The sequence below is a fragment of the Sphingorhabdus sp. genome (assembly GCF_046292425.1).
Classification (GTDB): domain Bacteria; phylum Pseudomonadota; class Alphaproteobacteria; order Sphingomonadales; family Sphingomonadaceae; genus Sphingorhabdus_B.
In genome coordinates this window covers 51,338-74,868 of record NZ_JBKBQV010000003.1, presented here as the reverse complement: position 1 = coordinate 74,868, position 23,531 = coordinate 51,338, and the positions used below count along the sequence as shown (strand labels likewise).

19 protein-coding genes are annotated in these 23,531 nt (G+C 55.0%); 2 read left to right on the top strand and 17 right to left on the bottom strand.

Annotated elements, in window-relative coordinates:
- Nucleotides 1–36: 36 nt before the first annotated feature.
- The 8 genes from cysK to ACK4S7_RS01460 form a co-directional block, all read right to left on the bottom strand.
- On the bottom strand, nt 37–957 hold the full coding sequence (gene cysK / locus ACK4S7_RS01495; RefSeq protein ID WP_409643789.1) for a cysteine synthase A: 921 nt from the start codon (nt 955–957) through the stop codon (nt 37–39).
- Entirely contained in the window at nt 954–2,282 is a 1,329-nt protein-coding gene (locus tag ACK4S7_RS01490) for an MFS transporter (protein WP_409643787.1), read from the bottom strand. Before ACK4S7_RS01490 ends, cysK begins: the two co-directional genes overlap by 4 nt.
- Before the next feature lie 87 nt (nt 2,283–2,369).
- Nucleotides 2,370–3,515 carry an aspartyl/asparaginyl beta-hydroxylase domain-containing protein gene (locus ACK4S7_RS01485; protein WP_409643785.1) on the bottom strand — a complete coding sequence of 382 codons (1,146 nt, stop codon included), beginning with the start codon at nt 3,513–3,515 and terminating at the stop codon, nt 2,370–2,372.
- A gap of 68 nt (nt 3,516–3,583) precedes the next feature.
- Nucleotides 3,584–4,474, bottom strand: coding sequence for an alpha/beta fold hydrolase (locus ACK4S7_RS01480; protein ID WP_409643783.1), 891 nt, complete (start codon nt 4,472–4,474; stop codon nt 3,584–3,586).
- Between the two features lie 85 nt (nt 4,475–4,559).
- Nucleotides 4,560–6,863, bottom strand: coding sequence for an ATP-dependent helicase (locus ACK4S7_RS01475; RefSeq protein WP_409643781.1), 2,304 nt, complete (start codon nt 6,861–6,863; stop codon nt 4,560–4,562).
- A gap of 183 nt (nt 6,864–7,046) precedes the next feature.
- Nucleotides 7,047–7,382 carry a hypothetical protein gene (locus ACK4S7_RS01470; RefSeq protein WP_409643779.1) on the bottom strand — a complete coding sequence of 112 codons (336 nt, stop codon included), beginning with the start codon at nt 7,380–7,382 and terminating at the stop codon, nt 7,047–7,049.
- 41 nt (nt 7,383–7,423) lie between these two features.
- The gene (gene rsmD / locus ACK4S7_RS01465) at nt 7,424–7,987 is read right to left on the bottom strand and encodes a 16S rRNA (guanine(966)-N(2))-methyltransferase RsmD (protein WP_409643777.1); all 564 of its coding nucleotides are present in this window, start codon (nt 7,985–7,987) and stop codon (nt 7,424–7,426) included.
- Nucleotides 7,987–8,850: a pseudouridine synthase gene (locus ACK4S7_RS01460; RefSeq protein ID WP_409643774.1), complete on the bottom strand. Its 864-nt coding sequence runs from the start codon at nt 8,848–8,850 to the stop codon at nt 7,987–7,989. The genes rsmD and ACK4S7_RS01460 overlap by 1 nt, the downstream gene beginning before the upstream one ends.
- Nucleotides 8,851–8,923: 73 nt before the next feature.
- Between ACK4S7_RS01460 and ACK4S7_RS01455 the strand changes: the two genes are divergently transcribed.
- Nucleotides 8,924–10,504, top strand: a complete 1,581-nt coding sequence (locus ACK4S7_RS01455; RefSeq protein ID WP_409643772.1) for an AmpG family muropeptide MFS transporter — start codon at nt 8,924–8,926, stop codon at nt 10,502–10,504.
- On the opposite strand, the gene ACK4S7_RS01450 is transcribed toward ACK4S7_RS01455, so the two are convergent.
- The 9 genes from ACK4S7_RS01450 to ACK4S7_RS01410 form a co-directional block, all read right to left on the bottom strand.
- Entirely contained in the window at nt 10,489–11,829 is a 1,341-nt protein-coding gene (locus ACK4S7_RS01450; RefSeq protein WP_409643808.1) for a bifunctional folylpolyglutamate synthase/dihydrofolate synthase, read from the bottom strand. The genes ACK4S7_RS01455 and ACK4S7_RS01450 overlap by 16 nt on opposite strands.
- 64 nt (nt 11,830–11,893) lie before the next feature.
- Nucleotides 11,894–12,748, bottom strand: a complete 855-nt coding sequence (accD, locus tag ACK4S7_RS01445) for an acetyl-CoA carboxylase, carboxyltransferase subunit beta (protein ID WP_409643770.1) — start codon at nt 12,746–12,748, stop codon at nt 11,894–11,896.
- Between the two features lie 149 nt (nt 12,749–12,897).
- Nucleotides 12,898–13,680: a tryptophan synthase subunit alpha gene (gene trpA / locus ACK4S7_RS01440; protein ID WP_409643767.1), complete on the bottom strand. Its 783-nt coding sequence runs from the start codon at nt 13,678–13,680 to the stop codon at nt 12,898–12,900.
- Nucleotides 13,677–14,918, bottom strand: a complete 1,242-nt coding sequence (gene trpB / locus ACK4S7_RS01435) for a tryptophan synthase subunit beta (protein ID WP_409643765.1) — start codon at nt 14,916–14,918, stop codon at nt 13,677–13,679. Before trpB ends, trpA begins: the two co-directional genes overlap by 4 nt.
- Complete coding sequence (locus ACK4S7_RS01430; RefSeq protein ID WP_409643763.1) at nt 14,905–15,546, bottom strand: phosphoribosylanthranilate isomerase; 642 nt, start codon at nt 15,544–15,546, stop codon at nt 14,905–14,907. Before ACK4S7_RS01430 ends, trpB begins: the two co-directional genes overlap by 14 nt.
- Before the next feature lie 157 nt (nt 15,547–15,703).
- Nucleotides 15,704–16,378: an orotidine-5'-phosphate decarboxylase gene (gene pyrF, locus ACK4S7_RS01425; RefSeq protein WP_409643760.1), complete on the bottom strand. Its 675-nt coding sequence runs from the start codon at nt 16,376–16,378 to the stop codon at nt 15,704–15,706.
- Nucleotides 16,375–16,680, bottom strand: coding sequence for a hypothetical protein (locus ACK4S7_RS01420; protein ID WP_409643758.1), 306 nt, complete (start codon nt 16,678–16,680; stop codon nt 16,375–16,377). The genes pyrF and ACK4S7_RS01420 overlap by 4 nt, the downstream gene beginning before the upstream one ends.
- A 102-nt stretch (nt 16,681–16,782) precedes the next feature.
- Nucleotides 16,783–18,093, bottom strand: a complete 1,311-nt coding sequence (gene purB, locus ACK4S7_RS01415; RefSeq protein ID WP_409643756.1) for an adenylosuccinate lyase — start codon at nt 18,091–18,093, stop codon at nt 16,783–16,785.
- Between the two features lie 132 nt (nt 18,094–18,225).
- The gene (locus ACK4S7_RS01410; RefSeq protein WP_409643754.1) at nt 18,226–20,841 is read right to left on the bottom strand and encodes a TonB-dependent receptor plug domain-containing protein; all 2,616 of its coding nucleotides are present in this window, start codon (nt 20,839–20,841) and stop codon (nt 18,226–18,228) included.
- 211 nt (nt 20,842–21,052) lie between these two features.
- Between ACK4S7_RS01410 and parC the strand changes: the two genes are divergently transcribed.
- The gene (parC, locus tag ACK4S7_RS01405) at nt 21,053–23,377 is read left to right on the top strand and encodes a DNA topoisomerase IV subunit A (protein WP_409643752.1); all 2,325 of its coding nucleotides are present in this window, start codon (nt 21,053–21,055) and stop codon (nt 23,375–23,377) included.
- Nucleotides 23,378–23,531 lie beyond the last annotated feature (154 nt).

Sequence of the window (23,531 nt, the reverse complement as noted above, 5' to 3'; positions counted from 1 at the left end):
TAAAATGCCGGGATGATGAGTCCCGGCATTTTTGTTTTATTCGACCGGCAGGAAATCCGGCACTGACAGATAGCGCTCGCCAGTATCGTAGTTGAAACCCAGCACGCGGTTTCCGGCAGCCAGCTCAGGCAGCTTCTGCGCAATAGCGGCTAGCGTCGCACCTGATGAGATACCGACGAGCATACCTTCTTCGCGGGCCGCCCGACGCGCATATTCCTTCGCCGTGTCAGGATCTACCTGAATGACGCCGTCAAGTAACGCGGTGTGCAAGTTGGCGGGAATAAAACCTGCGCCTATACCTTGGATAGCATGTGGGCCTGGCTGGCCTCCGCTGATAACAGGGGACAAGGTCGGCTCGACCGCGAAGACCTTCAGGTTCGGCCACGCCTTTTTCAGGACCTGCGCACAGCCGGTAATGTGGCCTCCAGTGCCGACGCCCGTGATCATGACGTCAATGGGGGAGTCACCGAAGTCTTCCAAAATCTCCAGCGCGGTCGTACGGACGTGGATATCGATATTCGCGGAATTTTCGAATTGTTGCGGCATCCAAGAATTGGGTGTTTGCGAAACCAGTTCTAGTGCGCGTTCAATCGCACCCTTCATGCCCTTTTCGCGGGGCGTGAGATCAAACGACGCGCCATATGCCAGCATCAAGCGGCGACGTTCCAATGACATCGATTCCGGCATGACGAGGATAAGTTTATACCCCTTGACCGCGGCAACCATGGCAAGGCCAACGCCAGTGTTGCCCGACGTCGGTTCAATGATCGTTCCGCCTGGCTTCAAACTGCCTTCTTTCTCGGCCGCCTCGATCATCGCCAGACCAATGCGGTCTTTTATGGATCCACCAGGGTTTGACCGTTCCGACTTTATCCAGATCTCAGCATTTGGGAACATACGTTCCATGCGGATATGCGGGCTGTTGCCAATGGTATCGAGGATCGATTGTGCTTTCATGGACTTTTTCCTCTATATTGCGGTTCAAATGTGCGGGCGTTCTTAAGCTCGGGAAACAGCCCCGCCCATATTGCTGTTATGAATATGGCACCGGCGCCACCAAATACAACTGCACCGACGGGGCCGAGCATGGCAGCCGCCAGTCCAGATTGCAGTTCACCCAATTCGTTAGATGCTGAAATAGCAAGGCCCGACACGGAACTTACCCGTCCACGCATGTCATCGGGGGTGTTAAGTTGAACAAGGGACGAGCGCACATAGACTGACAGCATGTCCGAAGCGCCAAGCACCACCAGCATGACCAACGCGACCGCCATGCCGGCGCCCATGTTAAGAAAGCCAATACGGGCATCACCAAATATGCGCGTGCCGATTTCATGGCTTAGGCCGAAACCTATGGTGGCAATTCCAAAGACAACAACTGCCCATAGCATTTTAGCCCCGACGTTGCGACGTAACGGTCGAATGGTCAGCATCAGCGCCACGATTGAAGCGCCGACAGCAGGAGCAGCGCGCAATTGGCCGAGTCCATCTGGACCGACCATCAATATATCACGCGCATAAACAGGCAGCATCGCTGTTGCCCCCGCAAGCAAAACGGCGAACAGGTCAAGCGTAATAGCCCCAAGCAAAAAGCGTTCGGACCAGGTGTAACGAATGCCATCAACCATCTGGCGGACTGGATGAATCTTCTTTTCCATCGGCGGTGGGTAGACTGGTAGCACGAGGCTGAGGCTGATTGTCGCCAACAGCATAAGTCCAGCCGAAACCCAATAGGGCAGAGACGGACTTGCCGCAAACAATAGTCCCCCAGCAGCTGGACCGATGACTGAGCCGATTTGCCAGGCAATTGAGCTTAACGCTATCGCACGTGGCAACGATGCTGGCGGTACAATGTTGGGAGCAATTGACGACATCGATGGGCCAACAAAAACCCGCGCTACGCCATGCAATGCTGCAAACAGGAAAAGTAAGGGCAGGGTGAGCCCCTCAATATAGGTGAACCAGCCCAAAGCGAGCGCGACCAACATATCGATGCTGTTGGCAAGTCGCGCGACGGTGCGCCGTTCCCAACGGTCCGCAGCCCACCCCGCGACCGGTGTCAGCAGCGCGAGCGGAACGAACTGCACCAGCCCCAAAAGACCAAGTTGCAGCGACGCCTCGCGAATGGACATGCCATAATCACTACGCGCAATGTCATAGGCCTGATAGCCAATGACAACGACCATCCCCATGGTCGCAAGCACCGCCATAAATCGCGCCATCCAGTAGAAGCGGAAGTCAGCGATCTTAAGGGGATGAATTTCGGAGGAAATATCGGACATATTATATGCGCCTATCGGCTTATATTTCCTAGTGCAATGCTCAGACTTCTATCCACCTGCAAAGCTGTCTTTTACTGTCAGCGGTAATTAGCCAGCATTTTCGGGGGCGCCGTGATAATCGTTGATCGTCTCGAATATCGAGGTCAACGCCGCGCGTTCTTCGAGGGATATTTCGGGACGCCAGATTTCAAAAAGCAATATGACCCGCGTTTCACCGCTCTTGTTCCATGCTTCATGTTCGAAGCTGTCATCGAATATGAGCGCTTCTCCTTCACGCCATGCCCGTGTTTCGTTGCCGACACGAATCGCACAATCAGAAGGAATGACCAAGGGAATGTGGCAGATCAAACGCGTATTCAACAGGCCGTGGTGTGGCTGTATATGCGTGTCTGGCTTAAGCAGTGACCACAATGCAATCGGCGACCGCTGGTCGATATGGGGCATGGGCGCGCTTTCCAGTGCTGTCATGGTTACAGGACAACGCGCTGCATTTTCGGGAACGATTTGCCCGTTGCGCCAAAAATAAAATGCACCCCATTTCGGGTCGTTGATCAGCGGATTGGCAGCCCGGGGACGTTCACCATTTGCTTCCACATAAGGCGCAAAGTCATTTCCGTCCGCCAATACCTCGCGCAGTTCGGCCTGCATTTCGGGCACCGCATTTTCGATTTCAGCTAGCCAAGAAAATTCATAACGCTCGTAAAATTGGCGTTGCGGCAAGCCCGGGAAATAAAAGCTCGACGGCTGTTGCAGATAGAGCTGCTTGCGTCCCAGAAGCAAGTCCACGGCCGTGCCGACCCGGCCAGCACGATCAAGCCCAGCTTGCTCTAATCCGTCCAACAAATGTTGTTCAAACTTAACCTGCACCTGCCCCACAAAATTGCGTGCGCGGTGAAGCATCGGATGAAGCGCTGTGGGCACATTTGGTGTGCGTGCAGCTTGATTTAAAGCCGCTTGAAAGAAGGAGTTCGCTGCGCGGTCATCGCCAGACCGTGCTTTCAACTCACCCGACAGGATCAACGCGGACAGATTACGTGGTTCTAATTCGAGCTGGCGCTGTAATGCCGCCTCTTCGGCTGGCGTATCTCCTAACAGGTTGCATGATTGCGCCAAAAGAAGCCATGGCATTACATCATCCGGTAGTTCGGCTAACAACCGCCGGGCGCTGGCACCATCGCGCCGCTGAAGCGCAGCTCTGGCGTCGGTTATAATATTTGAAGCCCCCACATTCATTCTGCACCTTAACGCCAAAGGATGGGGCTTTACTAGCCCCATCCTAGATGCTTCGCTTCATGGTGTTATTAATACCCACCCATGGGCAAGGCAGGATTAATGACAAAATTTTCCGGGTCTTGGGAGCCTGGTTCTTCGCCGTTTAGAAACGCCATGATATCAGAAATCAAGCGATCGCGGTCTGTTTCAAAAAGGCCATGCGGAGATCCGGCATATTCGACGAGTGTGACATCGTCGATCATGGCAGCGGCCATCCGCGCGGTTGGGTCAATTGGCACCGTCGAATCTGCCGTGCCATGAATGATCAATGTCGGAACGTTGAACGCAGGCAGGTCGTTTCGGAAATCGGTCGAGGAAAACGCTTCTGCGGCTTTTAAAGTAGGGCGAAGCCCAGCCTGCATTGTCATGTTCCAGGCCCAGTCCAACGTAGCATTGCTGACAGGTTTGCTGAGCCACCCAATACCAAAAAAGTCATGGAGAAATGTGCGCATGAACGCCGGGCGATCTGCGATCAGCTCCTGGGTCATTTGCTCGAAGGTTTCGATAGGAACGCCGTCTGGATTATCGTCGGCCTGAAGCAAAAAGGGCACGACGGATGCCACAAATACGGCGCGAACTATGCCGGTACCTTCATAACGTGACATATATCGAGCCACTTCGCCGCCGCCCATTGAAAAGCCGACCAGGGTCACATTTTCGGTGGCGCCCGTAGCTTTCATGATATCGGCGAGGTCGTCGGTCAGACCGTCATAGTGATAACCATCCCACGGTTGCTCCGAGCGGCCAAATCCTCGCCGGTCGTAGGAAATGACCCGATGTCCGGCATTGGCCAGCGCTTCCGCAACTGGGTCCCAGCTGTCGGACGATAGCGGCCAGCCGTGAATAAGAATAACCGGGTTTCCGGTGCCCCAGTCCTTCACGTAAAGCCACGTGCCGTCGCGCGTTTCGATCATGGGCATCCGTAATCTCCTATGCATTTCAAACTGCATAGGAAACTCGTCAAAGGTGGGGACGTTCCGTCACATGCATACCCGACCAGGGTGATCAGGTTAAACTCACAAAGCTGTCCATCACCCGTTTGCGCCCAGCCTGTTCGAAGTCGATCTCTAACTTGTTACCTTCGATTACAGCGATGGCGCCATAGCCGAACTTTTCATGGAAAACGCGAAGGCCAACGCTCAGGTCTCGCCTGCCTTCGTTCCCCAAGCTTACCGCGCTGCGCGTGTTTTCGGCGATACGCTGGGGACGGGGGTTAAAGCCGCCTGAAGTCGCTGCGCGCTGCCATCCAGGACCGCGTGCGCCCGCGCGCGTCGCGTTGGCGGCGGCCAAGTGCGCAAACGGGTCGGATTGTTCGCTCCAGTTGGCGCGCCACAAAGATGCGCCGCCGGTCATGGTCTGCTCGGCCTCTATGTGGTCGAGCGGCAGTTCCTCTATGAAGCGACTTGGGATGCTACTTGTCCACTGGCCATAAATCCGGCGGTTCGCTGCGTGGATTATGGTGCATTTGCGTTTGGCACGGGTAATCGCGACATAGGCCAGGCGACGTTCCTCTTCCAGCGACGCCAGTCCGCCCTCGTCAAGCGCGCGTTGTGAAGGGAAAATGCCATCTTCCCATCCGACCAAAAAGACATTGTCATATTCAAGGCCCTTGGCTGCGTGTATGGTCATGATTGTTACACTCGCGCCGCTGTTGCCCCGGTCGTTATCCATGACCAGACTGACATGCTCCAAAAATTCACCTAGCGTCTCATATTCTTCCATGGCGCGCGATAGTTCGCTCAGGTTTTCGAGACGGTTCGATGCCTCCGTGCTGCGCTCGGCCTGCAAAACGGCTGTGTAACCACTTTCGTCCAGTATCATCCGCGTAAGATTAGCAGGTGACATATTTGCCGCTTCGTCACGCCAGCGGGCAATGTCCACCACGAGGTCAGCAAGCGACTTGCGGGCCTTACCTGTCAGTTCATCTGTCCCCACCAGACGTGCCGCAGCCACTGACAAGGGCGCGCGCTCTGCGCGGGCTACGATATGAATTTTCTCTACGGCTTTATCGCCAATTCCGCGTTTTGGCACATTGACGATTCGTTCGAAGGCAAGATCGTCGGCTGGCTGGTTTACTACACGTAAATAAGCAATAGCATCACGGATCTCAGCCCTTTCGTAGAACCGAAAACCGCCAACTATCCGATAGTTAACACCGATTTGGATGAAACGATCTTCAAATTCCCGGGTTTGATGTTGGGCGCGGACGAGGATAGCAATGCTGTCCAGACTTTCGCCTTTATATTGTAACGCCTCTATTTCTTCCCCAACCCGGCGGGCCTCTTCTGGCCCATCCCACACGCCAATGATGCGAACCTTTTCACCCTCATCCAGCTCGGTCCAAAGCGTCTTGCCGAGTCGCGCGCTATTGGCGTTGATGAGGCCCGATGCAGCAGCGAGGATGTGCGGCGTGCTGCGGTAATTTTGTTCAAGCTTGATCGTTTTTGCACCAGGAAAGTCCTTTTCAAATCGCAGGATGTTCGCGACCTCCGCTCCGCGCCACGAATAAATGCTTTGATCGTCATCGCCCACGCAGCAGATGTTCTTACGTTTCTGCGCGAGGAGGCGAAGCCATAAATATTGTACGGCGTTCGTATCCTGATATTCGTCGACAAGAATATATTTGAACTGCGCCTGATATTTTTCGAGGATATCGCGGTTGCCTTTCAGCAGGTTCAACCCATGCAACAATAGATCGCCAAAATCACAGGCGTTCAATGCAAGCAGCCGCGCCTGATATAGCGCATACATGCGTTGCCCTTTGCCATTTGCGAACGCCTCATTGTCTGCCGCGTCCAAGTCCGCTGGGGACTTGCCGGCGTTTTTCCATTTGTCGAGCAAGTTCGCAAGCCCACGCGCGGGAAAGCGTTTTTCGTCGAGATCCTCCGACTGAATAAGCTGCTTCAGCAACCGGATCTGGTCATCAGTGTCAATGATGGTGAAGTTACTCTGCAAGCCGATGACTTCCGCATGGCGGCGCAGCAGCTTTGCGCCAATGCTGTGGAAAGTGCCAAGCCAAGGCATGCCCTCAACGGCTGATCCTACCATGGCGCCAATACGCTCGCGCATTTCGCGCGCGGCTTTGTTAGTGAAGGTGACGGCAAGGATTTCTGACGGCCATGCTTGGCGCGTATATAATATCTGCGCCATCCGTGCTGTTAGCGCCGCGGTTTTACCTGTGCCCGCGCCAGCCAGCAGGAGAACCGGACCTTCCGTGGTGAGCACCGCTTCACGTTGCGGCGCGTTCAACCCGCGCAGCCATGGGGGTTCCATTTCGGAGCGATCGGTCTGGACCTGAATATCTGACATGAGGCGAACAGTTAGGGAACGACGACTTGAACCGCAAGCGTTGTTCGGCAAGCTGGCGGAACTAATTCTTGCGATGGTGATTTTGCTTTAAGTCCATCAAAGGAGAGATATCATGCGCAAGACCTTGTTATTTGGTGCCGCAGTGTTGATCGGTGTTATTGGGACTGACCCTGCATTTTGCTTTCAAAACGGGATGCCGACGAGTCCGCAGGTGCAACCTGGGCCAGAGGTGCCGACGGAGCCAGATGCTCCGGGCATGCCGCCCATCGAAGACCCCTCGCAACCAGCACCCCCGATCACGGAGCCTTTGCCGCCGGAGATGCCTCCGGTTGCCGGGGAAGCTCGTGATGTTCCCTCATCGCCGAAAGCGCCGGTGCCGACCCGCACAGATGCTCCAATCGGGCCTATGGCAACCCCACCATCATCGGGTGGTACGCAGGCTATCAGTGGCGGAACCACACGTGCCATGATGACCCCACAACCTGCGACAAAGGTATATCCGTTATGCACACGAACCATTCAGGATAGCTGTCGCAATCCCGGTGAAGGGCCAAAGGCGACTAAACGCCCGCGCCGTTAAGCCCTTCGGGCCGCAAAAGCGTAAGACGCGCCTTACCCACATTGCGGACGGTGTCGACCGTGAAACCTTTCACGTCGACATCTTCCTTAATACTGGTTTCGACGCTAATCCACGCGGATGGCGCAAACCAGCCAAAGCGGGCAAGCTTATCAAGCGCGACAGAACCGGCGCCACTTAGGTAGGGCGGGTCGATAAGGACAATGTCCGACGGGTTAACGGCAGTGCCGAGCGACAAAACTGACGATTTGCGAACGTCGCTTCGATCTTTGGCGCCAAGTTTAATGATGTTTGCCTCTAACGCATCGAGCGCCAGATGGTCCTGCTCGACAAAGGTGCAATGCGCTGCTCCGCGTGACAATGCTTCAAGACCAAGTGCGCCGGACCCCGCGAAAAGGTCAAGCACGCGCAAATCTTCAAATGATCCCAGTCTGCTGGTCAGCATCGAAAACAGCGTTTCGCGCGTACGGTCGGCGGTTGGACGGGTAATATCGCCCTTTGGCGCTATTAGCGGCCGTGACCGCCATTGGCCGGAAATAATACGCATTACTTCAGAGTCTTTCTAAACTCGATCAGGTCAACGCGCCGAACTTCGCCAACGTGGCCAGGGGCCAGTTCTCCCAACACAAACGGACCATAACGGGTGCGGATAAGGCGGCTTACTTCAAGCCCCAAATGCTCGAGTACGCGGCGAACCTCACGATTCTTGCCCTCCGTCAACGTCATTTCGACCCAACCGTTGCGGCCCGTGCGGCGTTCGAGATTGGCATCGATTTTCCCATATTTGACGCCGTCGATCTCGATACCGTGGATAAGGTCCTCAAGCTGGTCCTGACTAACATCGCCAAAGCATCGCGCGCGATATGTGCGTTCAACTCCGGTAGATGGTAGCTCCATCTGGCGTTTGAACTCGCCATCATTGGTGAGAAGCAGTAAACCTTCCGTGTTCAAATCAAGCCGCCCGATCGGCATGAGCCGCGGCAGATCCTTCGGCAGAACATCATAAATCGTCTTACGCCCGCTAAAATCACGTTCAGCGGTTAAGCAGCCTTCGGGCTTGTGAAACATGTACAATTGCGTCGGCGCAGGTTGCCCAACAGCCTTGCCATCCACAGCGACACCTTGCAGCGATTTCAGTAACGTGGCGGGCGTTTCCACCTTTTCGTTGTTCAGCGTAACGCGGCCGTCGGCTATCATTCGCTCGATTTCCCGTCGCGACGCCACACCTGTGCGCGCGAGCAGTTTCGCAATGCGTTCCTCGCCCTCCTTTCGCTCCAATGCTCCCTTGCTTGGGCCTGCATTGGGGTTGGGTTTGCGCGACGGTTTGCTGTCCCAACGCAGACGCGGTGGCTTGGTCGGACGGGCAGGTGCTTTCGAAGGAGGTTTAGCCATAAAGCGCCTTTGACGCATGTTGCTTCAAAAGTCACTGGCCATTCAGGAAAATGCCGTTAGTCATCGGCTCAATAATCTCGGAGGGGTCCGCATGTCAGTCGATTTAGCGCGTTTCATCATTTTCGCAGGCATCTTGCTCGCGCTACCGCTAATTGCGCTGACAGTTCCAGCGTTCCGGCCTTATCTACGTAAAAATCCTGTCATTACCTTTTTGCTTGGTATCTCGAGCGGCTTTCCTCTGACGTTGCTTGTAGCGACGATGACGTTCTGGTTAGCAAAGGTGGGTATTGATACTGCCACGATCGGTTTTGCTGTTGCGTTGGGTATTCCGTACACGATCAAGTTTCTCTGGGCACCTTTGGTTGACAAGCTGCACTTGCCGGTCCTGACAAAGCTTTTCGGGCAACGCCGCAGCTGGTTGTTCTTTGTACAAGCTTTGCTGTTTGTGTCGATCTGGCAGTTGGGCGCCAGCAACCCGCAACCCGGCGATATGGGTTTGTTCGCAGTTTGGGCTCTCATCACAGCGTTCCTATCTGCTACCCAAGATATTGTCATTGATGCATATCGCATTGAAATATTAGAAGAAGAAGAATTTGCCCACGGCACGGCTACAAACCAGTTCGGCTACCGTACTGGCAACCTGATTGCTGGTGCAGGAACTATCTATTTTGCCTCGCAAGAGGGGCTCGGTCTTGGATGGTCGACGGCTTATGGCCTTACTGCTTTCTGTATCATTCCCGCTATTATTGGAGCGCTTTGGGCAGGTCCGGGTAAGTTTGTTGATCGTTTCGCCCATGCGGAGGGCATGAAACCAAAGCAATGGCTGACCGAAGCCGTCGTTAATCCGTTTCGCGAGTTTTTGACGCGACATGGTGCATTTCTTATCCTCGGCTTTGTTCTTGTCTACAAGGTAGGCGACGCTATGGGGCAGGCAATGCTTAGCCCTATGATCGTTGATCTGGGTTTCTCCGACCTCGATTATATTTCGGCAAACAAATTATGGGGCTTTGGCGCGTTGATTGTCGGGTCAGCATTGGGAGCGCCATTCATATTGTGGTTGGGCATGGGCCGTGCCTTGCTCATCTCCGGTCTTTTGATGATGTTCTCCAACGTCATGTTCATGATCTTGGCTGCCACAGGCAACAGTTACTGGATGATGGTCGCCGCCATTTGCACGGAGAATTTGACCAGTGGTATCGGCCTCACGGTGTTCGCAACTTATTTGTCAGGGCTGTCGAGCATTGCTTATACCGCCACTCAATTTGCGCTCCTGTCATCCTTTGCTGGTGTAGGGCGTACTTTCATGGCTGGCCCAGCGGGCATCGTCGCCGAGAATGTGGGTTGGGTTGGTTTTTGGGGCTTCACTGTAGTTGCGGCGATACCAGGCATGATCTTGCTTTGGTTACTGTGGAGCAAGGGCTATGTTGTCCAGAGCATCCATCAGGTCGAAGCCGTCGATGAAAAGGCGTTGAAGGATCCTGTCGGACCACTGCGTATCCTTGGATTTTTATTGGTTGTGGCCGGGCTTATCGGTTTACTGTTAGCCAAGCCGTTGGAGTTTACAACTAATGTCACATGGATGTTTGCTGCAGTGTTGGTTGCCGGGGGATTATTGGCCTGGAAGGGCCAGCCCAAGCGCGTAGCTCAAACCCAATCTCAGTCAGGTATCTGATCATTCAGGCGTAAAACCTCGCCAGCGAGATATAGCGAGCCGCAGATCAGGACATTTGTCGCCGGATGTCGCGTTGCAATTTCCTTCAGCGCCTCGGCGACATCGACTTTCTCGTGTGCGCTGGCAATTTGCAGACCGGATTGCGCCAGTTGGCAAAGTTCTTTTGGGGTATGGTGCTCATGCCCCGGTATCGGCACAGCATACAGCGAGGCAATTTTATGCCTGAAGGGTTTTAGGAAACCGATCGCGTCTTTGTTTTTCAACATGCCGACAATGACATGGAGTTGCGCGCTGTCCCCCAGCGTTTTGGCAATCGCTGACCCAGCGTCAGGATTATGGCCTCCGTCCAGCCAAATCTCTGATCCAGCCGGTAATAATCGGGTGAGCGGCCCTTTGGCCAAAAGTTGCATACGCGCGGGCCAGCGTGTCCATTCCATAGCCGCTGACAAGGCTGCTTCGGGAAGGTGTATCGCGGTTTGGTGCCGGATCATCGCGACCGCCAAGGCAGCGTTGTCGGCCTGATGTCCCCCGGCCATTCGAGGCAATGGCAAATTAAGTTTTCCGGCAGCGTCCCGGTAATGCAGGCGGCCATCATATGTCGCCGCATCCCAGCTTTCGCCCCGCGCGTGCAAAATGGCGCTGTGTAAAGATGATTGCACGGCAACAGTGTTCGCCATTGAGGCACTATATTTTTGCGTCATCAGCGGCGAACCCGATTTTGCAATGCCAGCCTTTTCAAAGGCGATGCGGTCAAGCGGCGGCATGTCGGGTATACCATCCTCCTGAGCCAACAAAAAGGCTTCATGGTCCAGACCAAGCGACGCAATGCCGCAGGCAACAGGGTTGATCAGTACGTTCGTCGCGTCCAACCTGCCGCCAAGACCAACTTCGACGATGCATGCATCCGCTTTTGTCCGCGCAAAGGCGCAGAAGGCGACAGCTGTGGTGACTTCAAAGAAACTGGCCTCAAGCCCCTCTGCATGGTCCAGCACTTCGGACAATAGCGCGGTTAAAATTACGTCATCAACCAGTTGTCCCTCGACCCTGATGCGTTCGTTGAAGCGCACCAGATGCGGACTGGAGTAGACATGTGTGACAAGGCCCGCTGCTTCCATAGCGCATCGTAAAAATGCACAGGTCGAACCCTTGCCGTTGGTGCCGGAGACATGAAAAACTGGCGGTAGGTGATGGTGTGGGTTGCCGAGCCGGTGGAGCAACTCCGCAATTCGCTCAAGCCCCAAGACGTCCTTGCCCGGCGACAGCATCGTCAACCGGTCAAGCTGCGCCTGAACCGCTGGGTTAGTCGATATGGCGTGGTCAGGCATACGCTTTTCCTTTGTCATTCCAGCTTTCGCAAGAATGACAACAATAGTTTTATGGGGAGGATTACTACGCCGCCTTCTTCTCGGGCGCGAGATAGCCAATAAGTTGTGACAATACGCCGCGCAGGTCGTGGCGATGGGTGACCATGTCGATCATGCCGTGTTCAAGCAGATACTCGGCGCGCTGGAATCCTTCGGGTAATTTCTCGCGGATTGTCTGTTCAATCACACGCTGCCCGGCGAAACCGATGAGAGCGCCCGGCTCGGCTATCTGCACATCTCCGAGCATCGCGTACGACGCGGTGACCCCGCCAGTGGTTGGGTCGGTTAATACAACAATGTAAGGCAATCCTGCATCATGTAGCATCTGAATCGCCACGGTCGAGCGGGGCATTTGCATCAGGCTCAGGATGCCTTCCTGCATGCGCGCGCCGCCAGCTGCGGTGAAAATAACATAAGGACATTTCGCCCGGATCGCCGCCTTTACCGCGTCGATAAATGCTTCCCCGACCGCCATTCCCATTGAGCCGCCCATGAAGGCAAAGTCTTGCACGCTGACGACAACGGTCTGGCCATTGATTTCGCCGCGTGCTGTTTTCATTGCGTCGGTTTCGCCAGTCGCAAGTCGGGCCGCCTTTATCCGGTCGACATATTTCTTGGTGTCTTTGAATTTCAAAGGGTCTTCGCCGACGACAGGCGGCTTAAGGATGTCGTAGCTCTCGTCGTCAAATAAAGCATCAAAACGCGCAGCCGGACCAATGCGGCCATGATGGTCGCATTTGGGGCAGACAGATTGATTTTCCTCAAACTCCCGAAGGAAGATCATCGCGTGGCAGCCCTTGCATTTGTGCCAGAGCGTTTCAGCGGTCTCGCGTTTCGCGATGAAGGGAATGGCGTTACGGACGCGGGTGACCCAGTTCATATTTTCTGTCCCTGTAAAATACGCAGTGCAAAATTTACCGTAGTGCTGAGCCTGTCGAAGCACGTTTTCAGGCTAGCGCTACACCCCAGATGCGCCCTTCGACGGACGCAGTCGCTGTGCGACTGCTGCTCAGGGCTACGGTTTTGTAGTTAGCCTCGTGATGAAATGATAGCTGCTTTTAGCGACGCCACATAATCGCGCACAGGGCCAGCTGCGCCTGTTCCGTGCTGGGCGACCAATTCCACAATGGCGGAACCAACCACAACTCCGTCGGCAACACGCGCAATATTCGCGGCTTGTTCAGGTGTGCGCACGCCAAAGCCAACCGCGACCGGCAAGTTGGTATGCGCCTTAAGACGCGACACGGCCTCGTCGATACTGGTCTGTGCAGCCACTTGCAAACCAGTGATGCCAGCAACGCTAACGTAATAAAGAAAACCCGACGCGCCGTCGAGGACCGTGGGCAGACGTGCCGCATCGGTGGTGGGCGTTGCCAGCCGGATGAGGTCAATGCCGGCACTCCGCAGGGCAGGGCCGAGCTCCGGGTCTTCCTCAGGTGGAATGTCCACGCATATGACGCCGTCGACTCCAGCCTTGTTGCATTCCGACGCGAACCAGTCCCCGCCACGGATTGTCATCGGGTTGGCATAACCCATCAGCACCAATGGTGTGTCAGGATGACGTTTGCGAAACGCAGATGCGACGTCAAAGATAGCTGCCGTCGTCGTGCCACCATTCAGGCTGCGGATATTTGCTTCCTGAATGGCTGGGCCGTCGGCCATCGGGTCGGTGAATGGCATGCCAAGTTCAATAACATCCGCGCCGCCTGCGACGAGCGCGTCGAGATTGGCAGCAGTGTCGCCATCGCCAGCGGTGATGAAGGCGACGAGGGCAGGGTGTGGCTTGGAGAAGGCGGTGGAGAGGCGGGTCAAATTGTCGTCCCCAAAGCCTCGGCGACGGTGAAGATATCCTTGTCACCACGTCCACACAGGTTGGCGAGGATAATCTGGTCACGGTCCATCTTCTTGGCCTCGCGTTCAACCGCGGCGATTGCGTGGGCAGGCTCCAACGCTGGAATGATGCCTTCGGTGCGACATAGCAACTGGAACGCGGCAAGCGCCTCCATATCCGTGACGCTGTCATACCGCACACGGCCAATTTCCTTGAGCCAGCTATGCTCGGGGCCAATGCCCGGATAGTCGAGGCCAGCAGAGATCGAATGCGCCTCGGCAATCTGGCCATCGTCATCCTGAAGCAAATAGGTTTTGTTGCCGTGCAAAATGCCCGGGCGTCCGCCGGCCAAGCTTGCGGCATGTTCAGCGTCAAGGCCATGACCTGCCGCCTCAATGCCAAGCATCTCAACTTCCTTGTCGTCCAGAAACGGATGGAAAAGGCCAATTGCGTTGGAACCACCGCCAATGGCCGCGACGAGCAGGTCGGGAAGGCGGTTGATGCGTGACAGCATTTGCGCGCGCGCTTCCTTGCCGATGACGCTTTGGAAATCGCGGACCAACTCGGGATATGGATGCGGGCCAGCAGCAGTACCGATAATGTAGAAAGTATCGTGGACGTTCGCGACCCAGTCGCGCAGACCTTCGTTCATGGCGTCTTTCAGCGTACCAGCGCCGCTGGTTACGGGAATGACTTCGGCGCCGAGCAAGCGCATGCGAAACACATTTGGTTGTTGCCGTTCAATGTCCTTTGCGCCCATATAGATAAAGCAGGGCAAGCCGAAACGCGCGCAGACAGTTGCCGTGGCAACGCCATGCTGGCCAGCACCGGTTTCTGCGATGATCCGCGTCTTACCCATACGAATAGCAAGCAAGATCTGGCCAATACAATTGTTGATCTTGTGCGCACCCGTGTGGTTCAGCTCATCGCGCTTGAACCAGATCTGCGCACCTTTGCCTGCAGGCGCATCCTTGCGGACTTCCTCTGTTAAGCGCTCTGCGTAATAAAGCGGCGACGGTCGGCCGACATAATGTTCAAGCAAATCGTCGAACTGCGCCGCAAAGGCAGGGTCACTTTTTGCTGCACGATATTCGCGCTCCAGATCGAGCACGAGCGGCATGAGCGTTTCAGCAACATAGCGCCCGCCGAATTGGCCAAAATGGCCGCGATCGTCAGGTTGGTTACGGAACGAGTTCGGGGTGAGTTCAGCTATTGTCATAATCGCGCACCGCTTGGCAGAAGGCCGCAATCTTGTCCACATCCTTGATGCCTGGCGCGGATTCTACGCCCGACGATGTGTCGACCAGCTGCGCACGCGTTTGGTGCAGGGCTTGTTTAACATTGTCAGGGTTAAGGCCACCAGCAAGGCCCCATGGAAGCTTGTGCTTGTGTTCCGTGAGCAATGACCAGTCAAACCCTGTACCTGTACCGCCAGGTAACGCCTGTGCCGGTGCATCGAACAGGATGAGGTCAGCCGCATCGACATATGCGTCAGCGTTTTTAAGTGAAGCGGCGTCCCGAACGCCAAAGGCCTTCCATATCTCAATATCGACAGCACTCTTTAATATCCGGAGCCACTGCGCTGTTTCGGAGCCGTGGAATTGCACAACGTCTGGCTTTACCACCTCGATCGCTTTAGCCGTAAGACCCGGTTCCGCATTTACGAGCAAAAGCACAACCTTCAGGCTGGCCGGCGCCCGCATCCGCAACGCAGCAGCCTGATCGAGAGCGACATGGCGCGGACTTTTTTCGAAATGGACGAGGCCGATATGGGACGCACCTGCTTTGGCTGCGGCATCAATGCCGGCTTCGGTACTTAGGCCGCAGATCTTTATGTTGGTTGGCATGAAATTCCCATTAGCGGACCAATGAGCTCACGTCATGCTGAACTTGATCCAGCATCTTGCTTTTTGGCGTCGTAGATCAAGTCAAGAAACCGAGGTCAGGAAGGCCAGATTTTATTATCTTCGCACGATGTCAATTTCCGCGCCGTATCGCGCGGTTCTAGAGCGTGCCCATAATTGCCCTTGCAGCGTCGTCAGGGCTCGCTGCTTTGGTTATCGGCCTCCCGATGACCAAAACACTCGCACCATCGTCACGAGCCTTCCTGGGCGTTACGGTGCGTTTCTGGTCTGCGACAATTCCGCCGGCCGGACGAAGGCCCGGGACCACGAAAAAACCATCTTTCCACGCCTTTTTGGCCGCCTTCACCTCATGCCCCGAGCAGACTATACCATCTAGGCCAGCTTCTTGCGCAAGTGCGGCCAGCCGGGCTACCTGAAGTTCGGGGCTGTCAGATACGCCAACACGGTTTAGGTCATGGTCGTCAAGGCTCGTGAGTACCGTCACCGCCACCACTTTGGTATGTGCACCAGCGGCAGCCTTGGCATCCTCCATCATCGCACGGCCGCCGGCAGCGTGAATGGTGACAATAGCGGGCTCAAGCACGTTGATCGCCTGCATCGCCTTGGCAACGGTATTTGGAATGTCGTGGAGTTTCAGGTCGAGGAAAATGGGCAGGCCCAATTTCTGCACTTCATGCACGCCGTGATGCCCATTGGCACAAAAAAATTCGAGGCCGAGTTTCACGCCCCCCACTTGGTCTTTGATGCGCCGCGTTAGCTCAAGTGCATCATCCAGATATGGCGTGTCGATTGCTACAAAGATCGGATTGGTCATATCGGGTCCACAGCGGTATAGGCAGGGGGAGGAGACACCGGCGGGGGTGGTGGAAATGCCAGTGTGCGTTGATTGCTTTCAAGCGTAAGAATGCGGCGTTTCATGCGCCACACTTGCGTTCGATGGAGAATGTACAATGGCAGAAAGCCAAGGACAAAGGCGACGATAACAAGGGCAGGCAATTTTGTGTCAAGGCGAAGCCCGCCCCACAGACTGACAGAGACAGGCGCCCAATTGTTGGTGGCAAATACAATCAGCCCAATAATGACTGTCACCCAAATCAGCGTTTTTAGAAATCGCATCGCGCGGCCTCTCCTTTGCAGGACACACCTTATGGAAAATTTCCCACTTTGGGTAGGGGGTAGCGATTATTCCTTACAACGCAGCAGGAAAACGAAATGCGATCAGCCAAAGACTCGATCGAAAATCGTGTCGATGTGCTTGAAATGGTAATCCAGATTAAACCGGTCTTCGATTTCCGATGCTGTCATTTTGGCCGCGACATCCGGGTCGGCTTTAAGCAGATCCATCAGTGATTCGGCGCCGTCCGATTCCCACACTTTCATCGCATTGCGCTGCACAATGCGGTAGCTGTCCTCGCGGCTGATCCCGGCTTGAGTGAGCGCTAATAGCACGCGCTGCGAATGGACAAGCCCGCCCATGCGGTCGAGATTTTTTTGCATTCGCTCTGGGTAGACGAGTAGCTTGTCGATAACGCCTGTTAAACGGCCAAGTGCGAAATCCAGGGTAATTGTCGCGTCCGGCCCAATGTACCGTTCGACGCTGGAATGGCTGATATCGCGTTCATGCCACAGAGCAACATTTTCAAGCGCCGGAATCACATAACCACGCACCATGCGTGCAAGGCCAGTCAGATTTTCGGTCAACACAGGGTTGCGCTTATGCGGCATAGCCGAGCTACCCTTTTGACCTGGTGAGAAATATTCCTCCGCCTCCAACACTTCGGTTCGCTGCAAATGGCGGACTTCAGTTGCCAAGCGTTCAATTGACGAGGCTATGACGCCTAGCGTTGCAAAATACATGGCGTGGCGGTCACGCGGGATGACTTGAGTGGACACCGGCTCAACGGCAAGGCCTAGCTTAGCGGCAACATGCGCCTCAATCTCAGGGTCAATATTAGCGAAAGTCCCGACGGCGCCGGAAATGGCGCAGGTAGCGATTTCGGCGCGTGCAGCGACCAATCGCTCGCGACCGCGGGCGAATTCGGCATAAGCTTGCGCGAGCTTCATACCGAATGTCACAGGCTCAGCATGGATGCCATGACTGCGGCCAATGGTCGGTGTGAACTTATGCTCAATTGCGCGGGTCTTGATTGCAGCGAGAAGCGCATCCATGTCAGCGAGCAGCAGGTCAGTCGCTTGAGTCAACTGAACTGCAAGGCAGGTGTCGAGTACGTCAGACGACGTCATCCCTTGATGCATGAATCGTGCTTCGTCGCCAACTTGTTCTGCTACCCATGTCAGGAACGCAATGACGTCATGTTTCGTCACGGCCTCAATGGCATCAATCGCTGCGACGTCAATAACCGGGTTTGTATCCCACCATTTCCAAAGCGCTTGCGCGGCAGATTCGGGCACAACACCACGTGCGGCCAGCGCATCGGTCGCGTGCGCCTCAATCTCGAACCATATCCGGAAACGGTTTTCCGGCTCCCAAATTTTGACCATATCGGGGCGGGAATAACGTGGGATCATGAGAAACGCTTTCTGCTTGGTTCGGGAGTCGACGTCCCGTTAGCAGGCGCGCCGTTGGGCGTCAAAAACGCAGGACAAAAAAGAAGGGCGCGGATTTTAGCCCGCGCCCGTCTTGCTCAATCGATCAGGAATTTAGAAGTCGACTGACACGCGACCGTAGACGAACCTTCCGCTAAACCCAAAAGGTGATTGCGAGCTATAAGGCAGGAACGAGTTGTTGAAGCCATAGCTTACGCCATCAACCGTACCAAAAGGTAAGCGGTCCGGGTACACATCCAGTAAGTTGTTCGCACCAAAAGCAATTGAGACGGACTCAACCGGCTTGAAGCGGAATTCCAAATCCGTCACCCACTTCGGCGACAGGAAGATGTCGCCAGGTACGTCTCCCGGCGCAAGAGCGATATTGTTGTTGTTAGCCGCGGTCGAGAAGCCGCTCGGCAAGAATACCTCACCATAACGGTTTGTGCGGAACGTCAGGCCGACATTGTCATAATCCCAATCAAGGCCAATGTTCAGCTTGTTCTTGGGTTGACCGTCGGTCAGGCGATAGCTTTCCTGACGAGCAAACAGACGCTGGGCAGTGAAGCCCGAGAAGACCCGCCGGTCGGTTATCTTTGTGTCGTTCAGATTATACCCGACGCTCAAGCGGAACTGGCCAAGGCCAAATTCCGGTACGCGATAGCTGGCGACGATATCCAGACCGGTAGTCTTGGTATCAATACCATTGATGAAGAAGCGCGCGGAACTCACGCCTGTCACGCCAGCAGATGTCAGCAGCGCTAGAACATCTGCTCCCTGCAGGTTTTCTGTGAGCGTGATGCGGTCATTGATCTGGATATTGTAGTAATCCGCCGTGATGCTGAGCCCGCTAAACGGCGTGAATGTTACGCCAGCACCCAGATTAACCGATTTTTCCGGTTGAAGCGGCAATGCCCCAAGCGCAATGGCTACCGGCGACGAAACCGGAAATGTTCCGATTTCAATCAAAACGCCGCCAACATTGTTCGTTGAGGTCGCTGCATAAGATTGCTGTGCAAGACTTGGAGCCCGGAAGCCCGTGGAAATGGATCCACGCAAAGCAACCCCGTCAATAACTTCAAATCGCGCGGCAGCCTTGCCATTGATGGTATCACCGAAGTCGCTGAAATGTTCATAACGGCCAGCCAGTTGCAGCGTTAAACGGTCGGTAAGGTCAGCATCCAACTCGACATAACCGGCAAAGCTATCCCGCGACACATCGGTGGCATTAGCGGGGCGAAAGCCCGGAAACACCTGCGCGCCGCCCGCAGCGTTGAATGGCGCTGCCGAAAAGGGTCCGTTGACGTAACTCTGCAATTCGCCAGCAACGATCTTATAATTTTCGTTCCGATATTCGCCGCCGAGTGCCAAAGATATGCTTTGCCCGATGCCGATGTCCAAATTGCGTCGAAGATCGAGATTTATCGAGGTCTGTCCCGATCGCAAACCGCCAGCATCGAAACGTCGAGCGCTCGCCACGCCGCCAAGTGATGTGTTTACGGTATTTTCGATCGTGTAGTCCAACCGGTTTGATCCATAGACAGCAGACAGGTCATAATCCCATCCGCTCACTGCACCGCGAACGCCCGCTGCCGCCGAAATGTCGACAATATTACTGGCGATCAACGGAAGAAAGCCATCCGCGTAAATCGGTACGAAGGTCGTGGTCGAGGCTGCCCAGTCGCGGTTACGCACGTCTGAAGAGCGGCGATAGAAACCTGCGCCATTGCCGTCGCGCACGCCGTAGCTTCCAAAGGTGTAGAATTCGGCTGATTCCGAAAATTCATATCCAGCATTGACGAAGAAATTGAGATCTTTCGAAACGCCATCACCATAACGGTGGGCATAACGGTTGAACGTTGCCTCGCGTGGATCACCGGCAGCGAAATAATTGCGACGAATGTCGGGGCCCGACCGGTTGGTTGGGGACCGGTCCTTATATTCCGCCGTGAGATTCAGATATCCGCTATCGCCCAGAGGCAGACCGAAATTTGAGGCAAAGGTGTAGGTGTCGCCGTCGTTACGTTTGCGATCATTACCTGTATAAGTGATCACGGGGTTGTCCGACAGACCAGTCGTCAATGACACAGTGTCAACCTGACCGACGTCTTCCATCTCGGTGATGTATTTGCCAAAGGTCGCCTGTGCGCGACCGCCAATGCCTTTTTTGAGCTGCACGTTGATAACGCCAGCAATGGCATCGGAGCCATATTGCGATGCTGCGCCGTCACGCAGAACTTCGATGCGTTCGATGGCGAGTGGCGGAATTGTATTCAAATCTACGGCGGTTGAGCCACGGCCAACCGAACCATTCAGATTGACCAGAGCAGATTGATGTCGGCGTTTGCCGTTAATGAGCACCAGTACCTGATCCGGCGCAAGCCCACGCAACGTTGCGGGACGAAGCGAGTCTGTTCCGTCGGTCAGCGATGGCTGCGGGAAGTTGAACGAGGGCACAAGCTGGTTCAGCAATTTGTTTGTCTCGGTCTGGCCGCTGTTCAGCAAGGCATCGCCCGAAATAACATCGACAGGGACTGTACTGTCAGCAACGGTCCGGTCCGTCCGGCGGGTACCAGTTACGATGATCGCATCTGCGCCAGTCGCTTCTTCAACGGCAGGCTCTTGGACCGAATTATTCTGCTGGGCAAAAGCAGGGCTGGCGGCAGCCATGAAAAGCGCAGTGGACGAAACCGTCACTGCGAGTGCTGAAATTAGCCTGTGCGTTGTCATTATCATTTCCCCGGTTTGTTCGTTTATTCGGTTTGGAAAGATAAATCTGGCACTTTGATGCTCTGAATTCCAGTAAACTCGCAATTTCACGCCATTTTGGTTGCCATCTGTGACTTTATAGCAACGGCGCGGGGTCTGGAAGTTGCATTTAGCTGTGGATTGCTGAAATCGCTGCTTTGCGAGGGCAGATTGGCTCGCTATCGGAGCACGGATGTCTGATATTGTTGACGCTCCTGCAGAAGATCCATTTGACGCGATTGTTGACGCGCCGTTCGATGCGGCTTTGTCGGAACGCTACTTAATCTATGCTATGTCAACCATTACGGCGCGTTCACTGCCCGATCTGCGCGACGGTCTTAAGCCAGTACACAGGCGGTTATTGTGGGCAATGCGGCTGTTAAAACTGGACCCGGCCAGTGGGTACAAAAAATGCGCGCGTGTCGTTGGTGATGTAATCGGCAAATACCACCCGCATGGTGACCAGTCCGTCTATGACGCGATGGTCCGCCTCGCGCAGACATTTTCGCTGCGTTATCCTTTAGTTGATGGCCAAGGCAATTTTGGAAATATCGACGGTGATAATGCCGCGGCCTATCGATATACCGAAGCGCGGCTGACCCGCACCGCAATTGAGCTCATGAACGGGCTTGACGAAAATGCGACGGATTTTCGGCCCACCTACAATGGCGAAGATGAAGAGCCCGAGGTTATGCCCGGCCTTTTCCCGAACTTGCTTGCCAACGGTGCAAGCGGCATCGCGGTGGGTATGGCAACGAGCATTCCGTCTCATAATGTTGCCGAGATTATTGACGCGGCGATGGTGTTGATCGACAATCCGCAGGCCAGCCATGAGCAGTTGATGGAAATCGTACGCGGCCCTGATTTCGCAACTGGCGGTGTGCTAGTTGATAGCCATGCGGTCATTAGCGCGGCTTATGCAAGTGGTCGTGGCGCGATGCGGGTGCGTGCGCGCTTTTCAAACGGTTGGCTTGACGACAATAAATGGGAACCGACGGGTGTCGAGAAGCTGCCTGGCGGGACCTGGCAGCTTGTGGTGTCGGAGATTCCTTATCAGGTCCAAAAGGGCAAGCTGATCGAACAGATTGCCCAGCTAATCGCTGACAAGAAACTTCCAATCCTCGATGACATCCGCGACGAAAGCGATGAACAAATCCGCATCGTTCTCGTGCCGAAAAGCCGGAATGTCGACCCCGACGACCTGAAAAATGCCTTGTTCCGCTTGACCGATCTGGAAACACGCTTCTCTCTGAACATGAATGTGTTGGATGCTGATCGTACGCCAAAGGTCATGGGACTGGGCGAAGTGCTGCTCCGCTGGTTGAAACACCAGATCGAAGTTCTTGTCCGTAAGTCACAGCATCGGTTGGAAAAGATCGATTCTCGGCTTGAACTTCTTCAGGGCTACATCATTGCATTTCTCAATCTTGATCGCATCATTGAGATTATTCGTACCGAAGATGAGCCAAAGCCTGTGATGATGGCCGACTTCCAGTTGAACGATCGCCAGGCAGAGGCAATACTTAACATGCGCCTGCGGTCGCTCCGCAGGCTTGAGGAAATGGAACTGAGGCGTGAGCTTGAAGCATTGCAGGCCGAACGCGAAGAACTCGTAAAGCTGATCGAAAGCCCAGCGCTCCAAAAGAAGCGGCTGAAAAAAGACCTGTCTGCAATGCGGAAAAATTACGCCCAGGAAACGGATCTCGGCCGACGCCGGACAAGCCTTGAAGAAGCGGGTCAAGCACGCGAAATTTCGCTTGAGGCGTTTGTCGAACGCGAGCCCGTGACAGTCATCATGTCGAAGCGCGGTTGGATCAAGGCAATGAAGGGCCATGTCGATTTGTCTGCACGCGCTGACTTCAAATTCAAGGAAGGCGACGGCCCAGCCTTTGCGTTCCATGCGCAGACCACTGACAAGATCCTAATCGCGACTGCCAATGGCCGCTTTTATACTTTGGGTGCAGATAAGCTGCCCGGTGCGCGTGGTTTTGGCGAGCCGGTCGGTACGATGATCGATATCGAAACAGGGAATGACATCGTTGCCGTTCTTCCGGCAATTGCAAATGGACGCATGCTGCTTGCAGCGTCGACTGGCAAAGGCTTTATTGCGCGCATGAGCGACGTCATTGCGGAGACCCGCAAGGGCAGGGGAGTCGTTACGCTTAAGCCAGGAACACGGCTCAAGGTCGTGCGCCTGGCGCCACCTGAGACCTCGGACGAAGCTATACTGCGCGATCAATATGTCGCAGTGGTAGGCGATAACCGGAAATTGGTGGTTTTCCCTATCACTGAGATTCCCGAAATGTCCAAAGGGCAGGGCGTTACGTTGCAACGCTATAAAGACGGCGGGTTGGCTGATGCCATTTGCTTCCTCATGAGCGAAGGCCTGAGCTGGGCTATGGGCGGTGACAGCGGCCGGATGCGTACCGAGAACGATATGTCGCTGTGGCGTGTCGCCCGCGGCGCTGCCGGTAGGTTGCCGCCGCAAGGCTTTCCCCGAAACAACCGGTTCGACTGAAATTAGCTAGATATTAACCAAGCAATGAGTGACGATTTTTTACAATCGCTCTCCATAGCGACGGACAATGAAAAATGTCGGTCGCCTTCCAAATTTAGCAGACGTGCTTCCAAAAACCGTACTTTGTAGTGGCGTGCCGGCTGCAGCCGACATG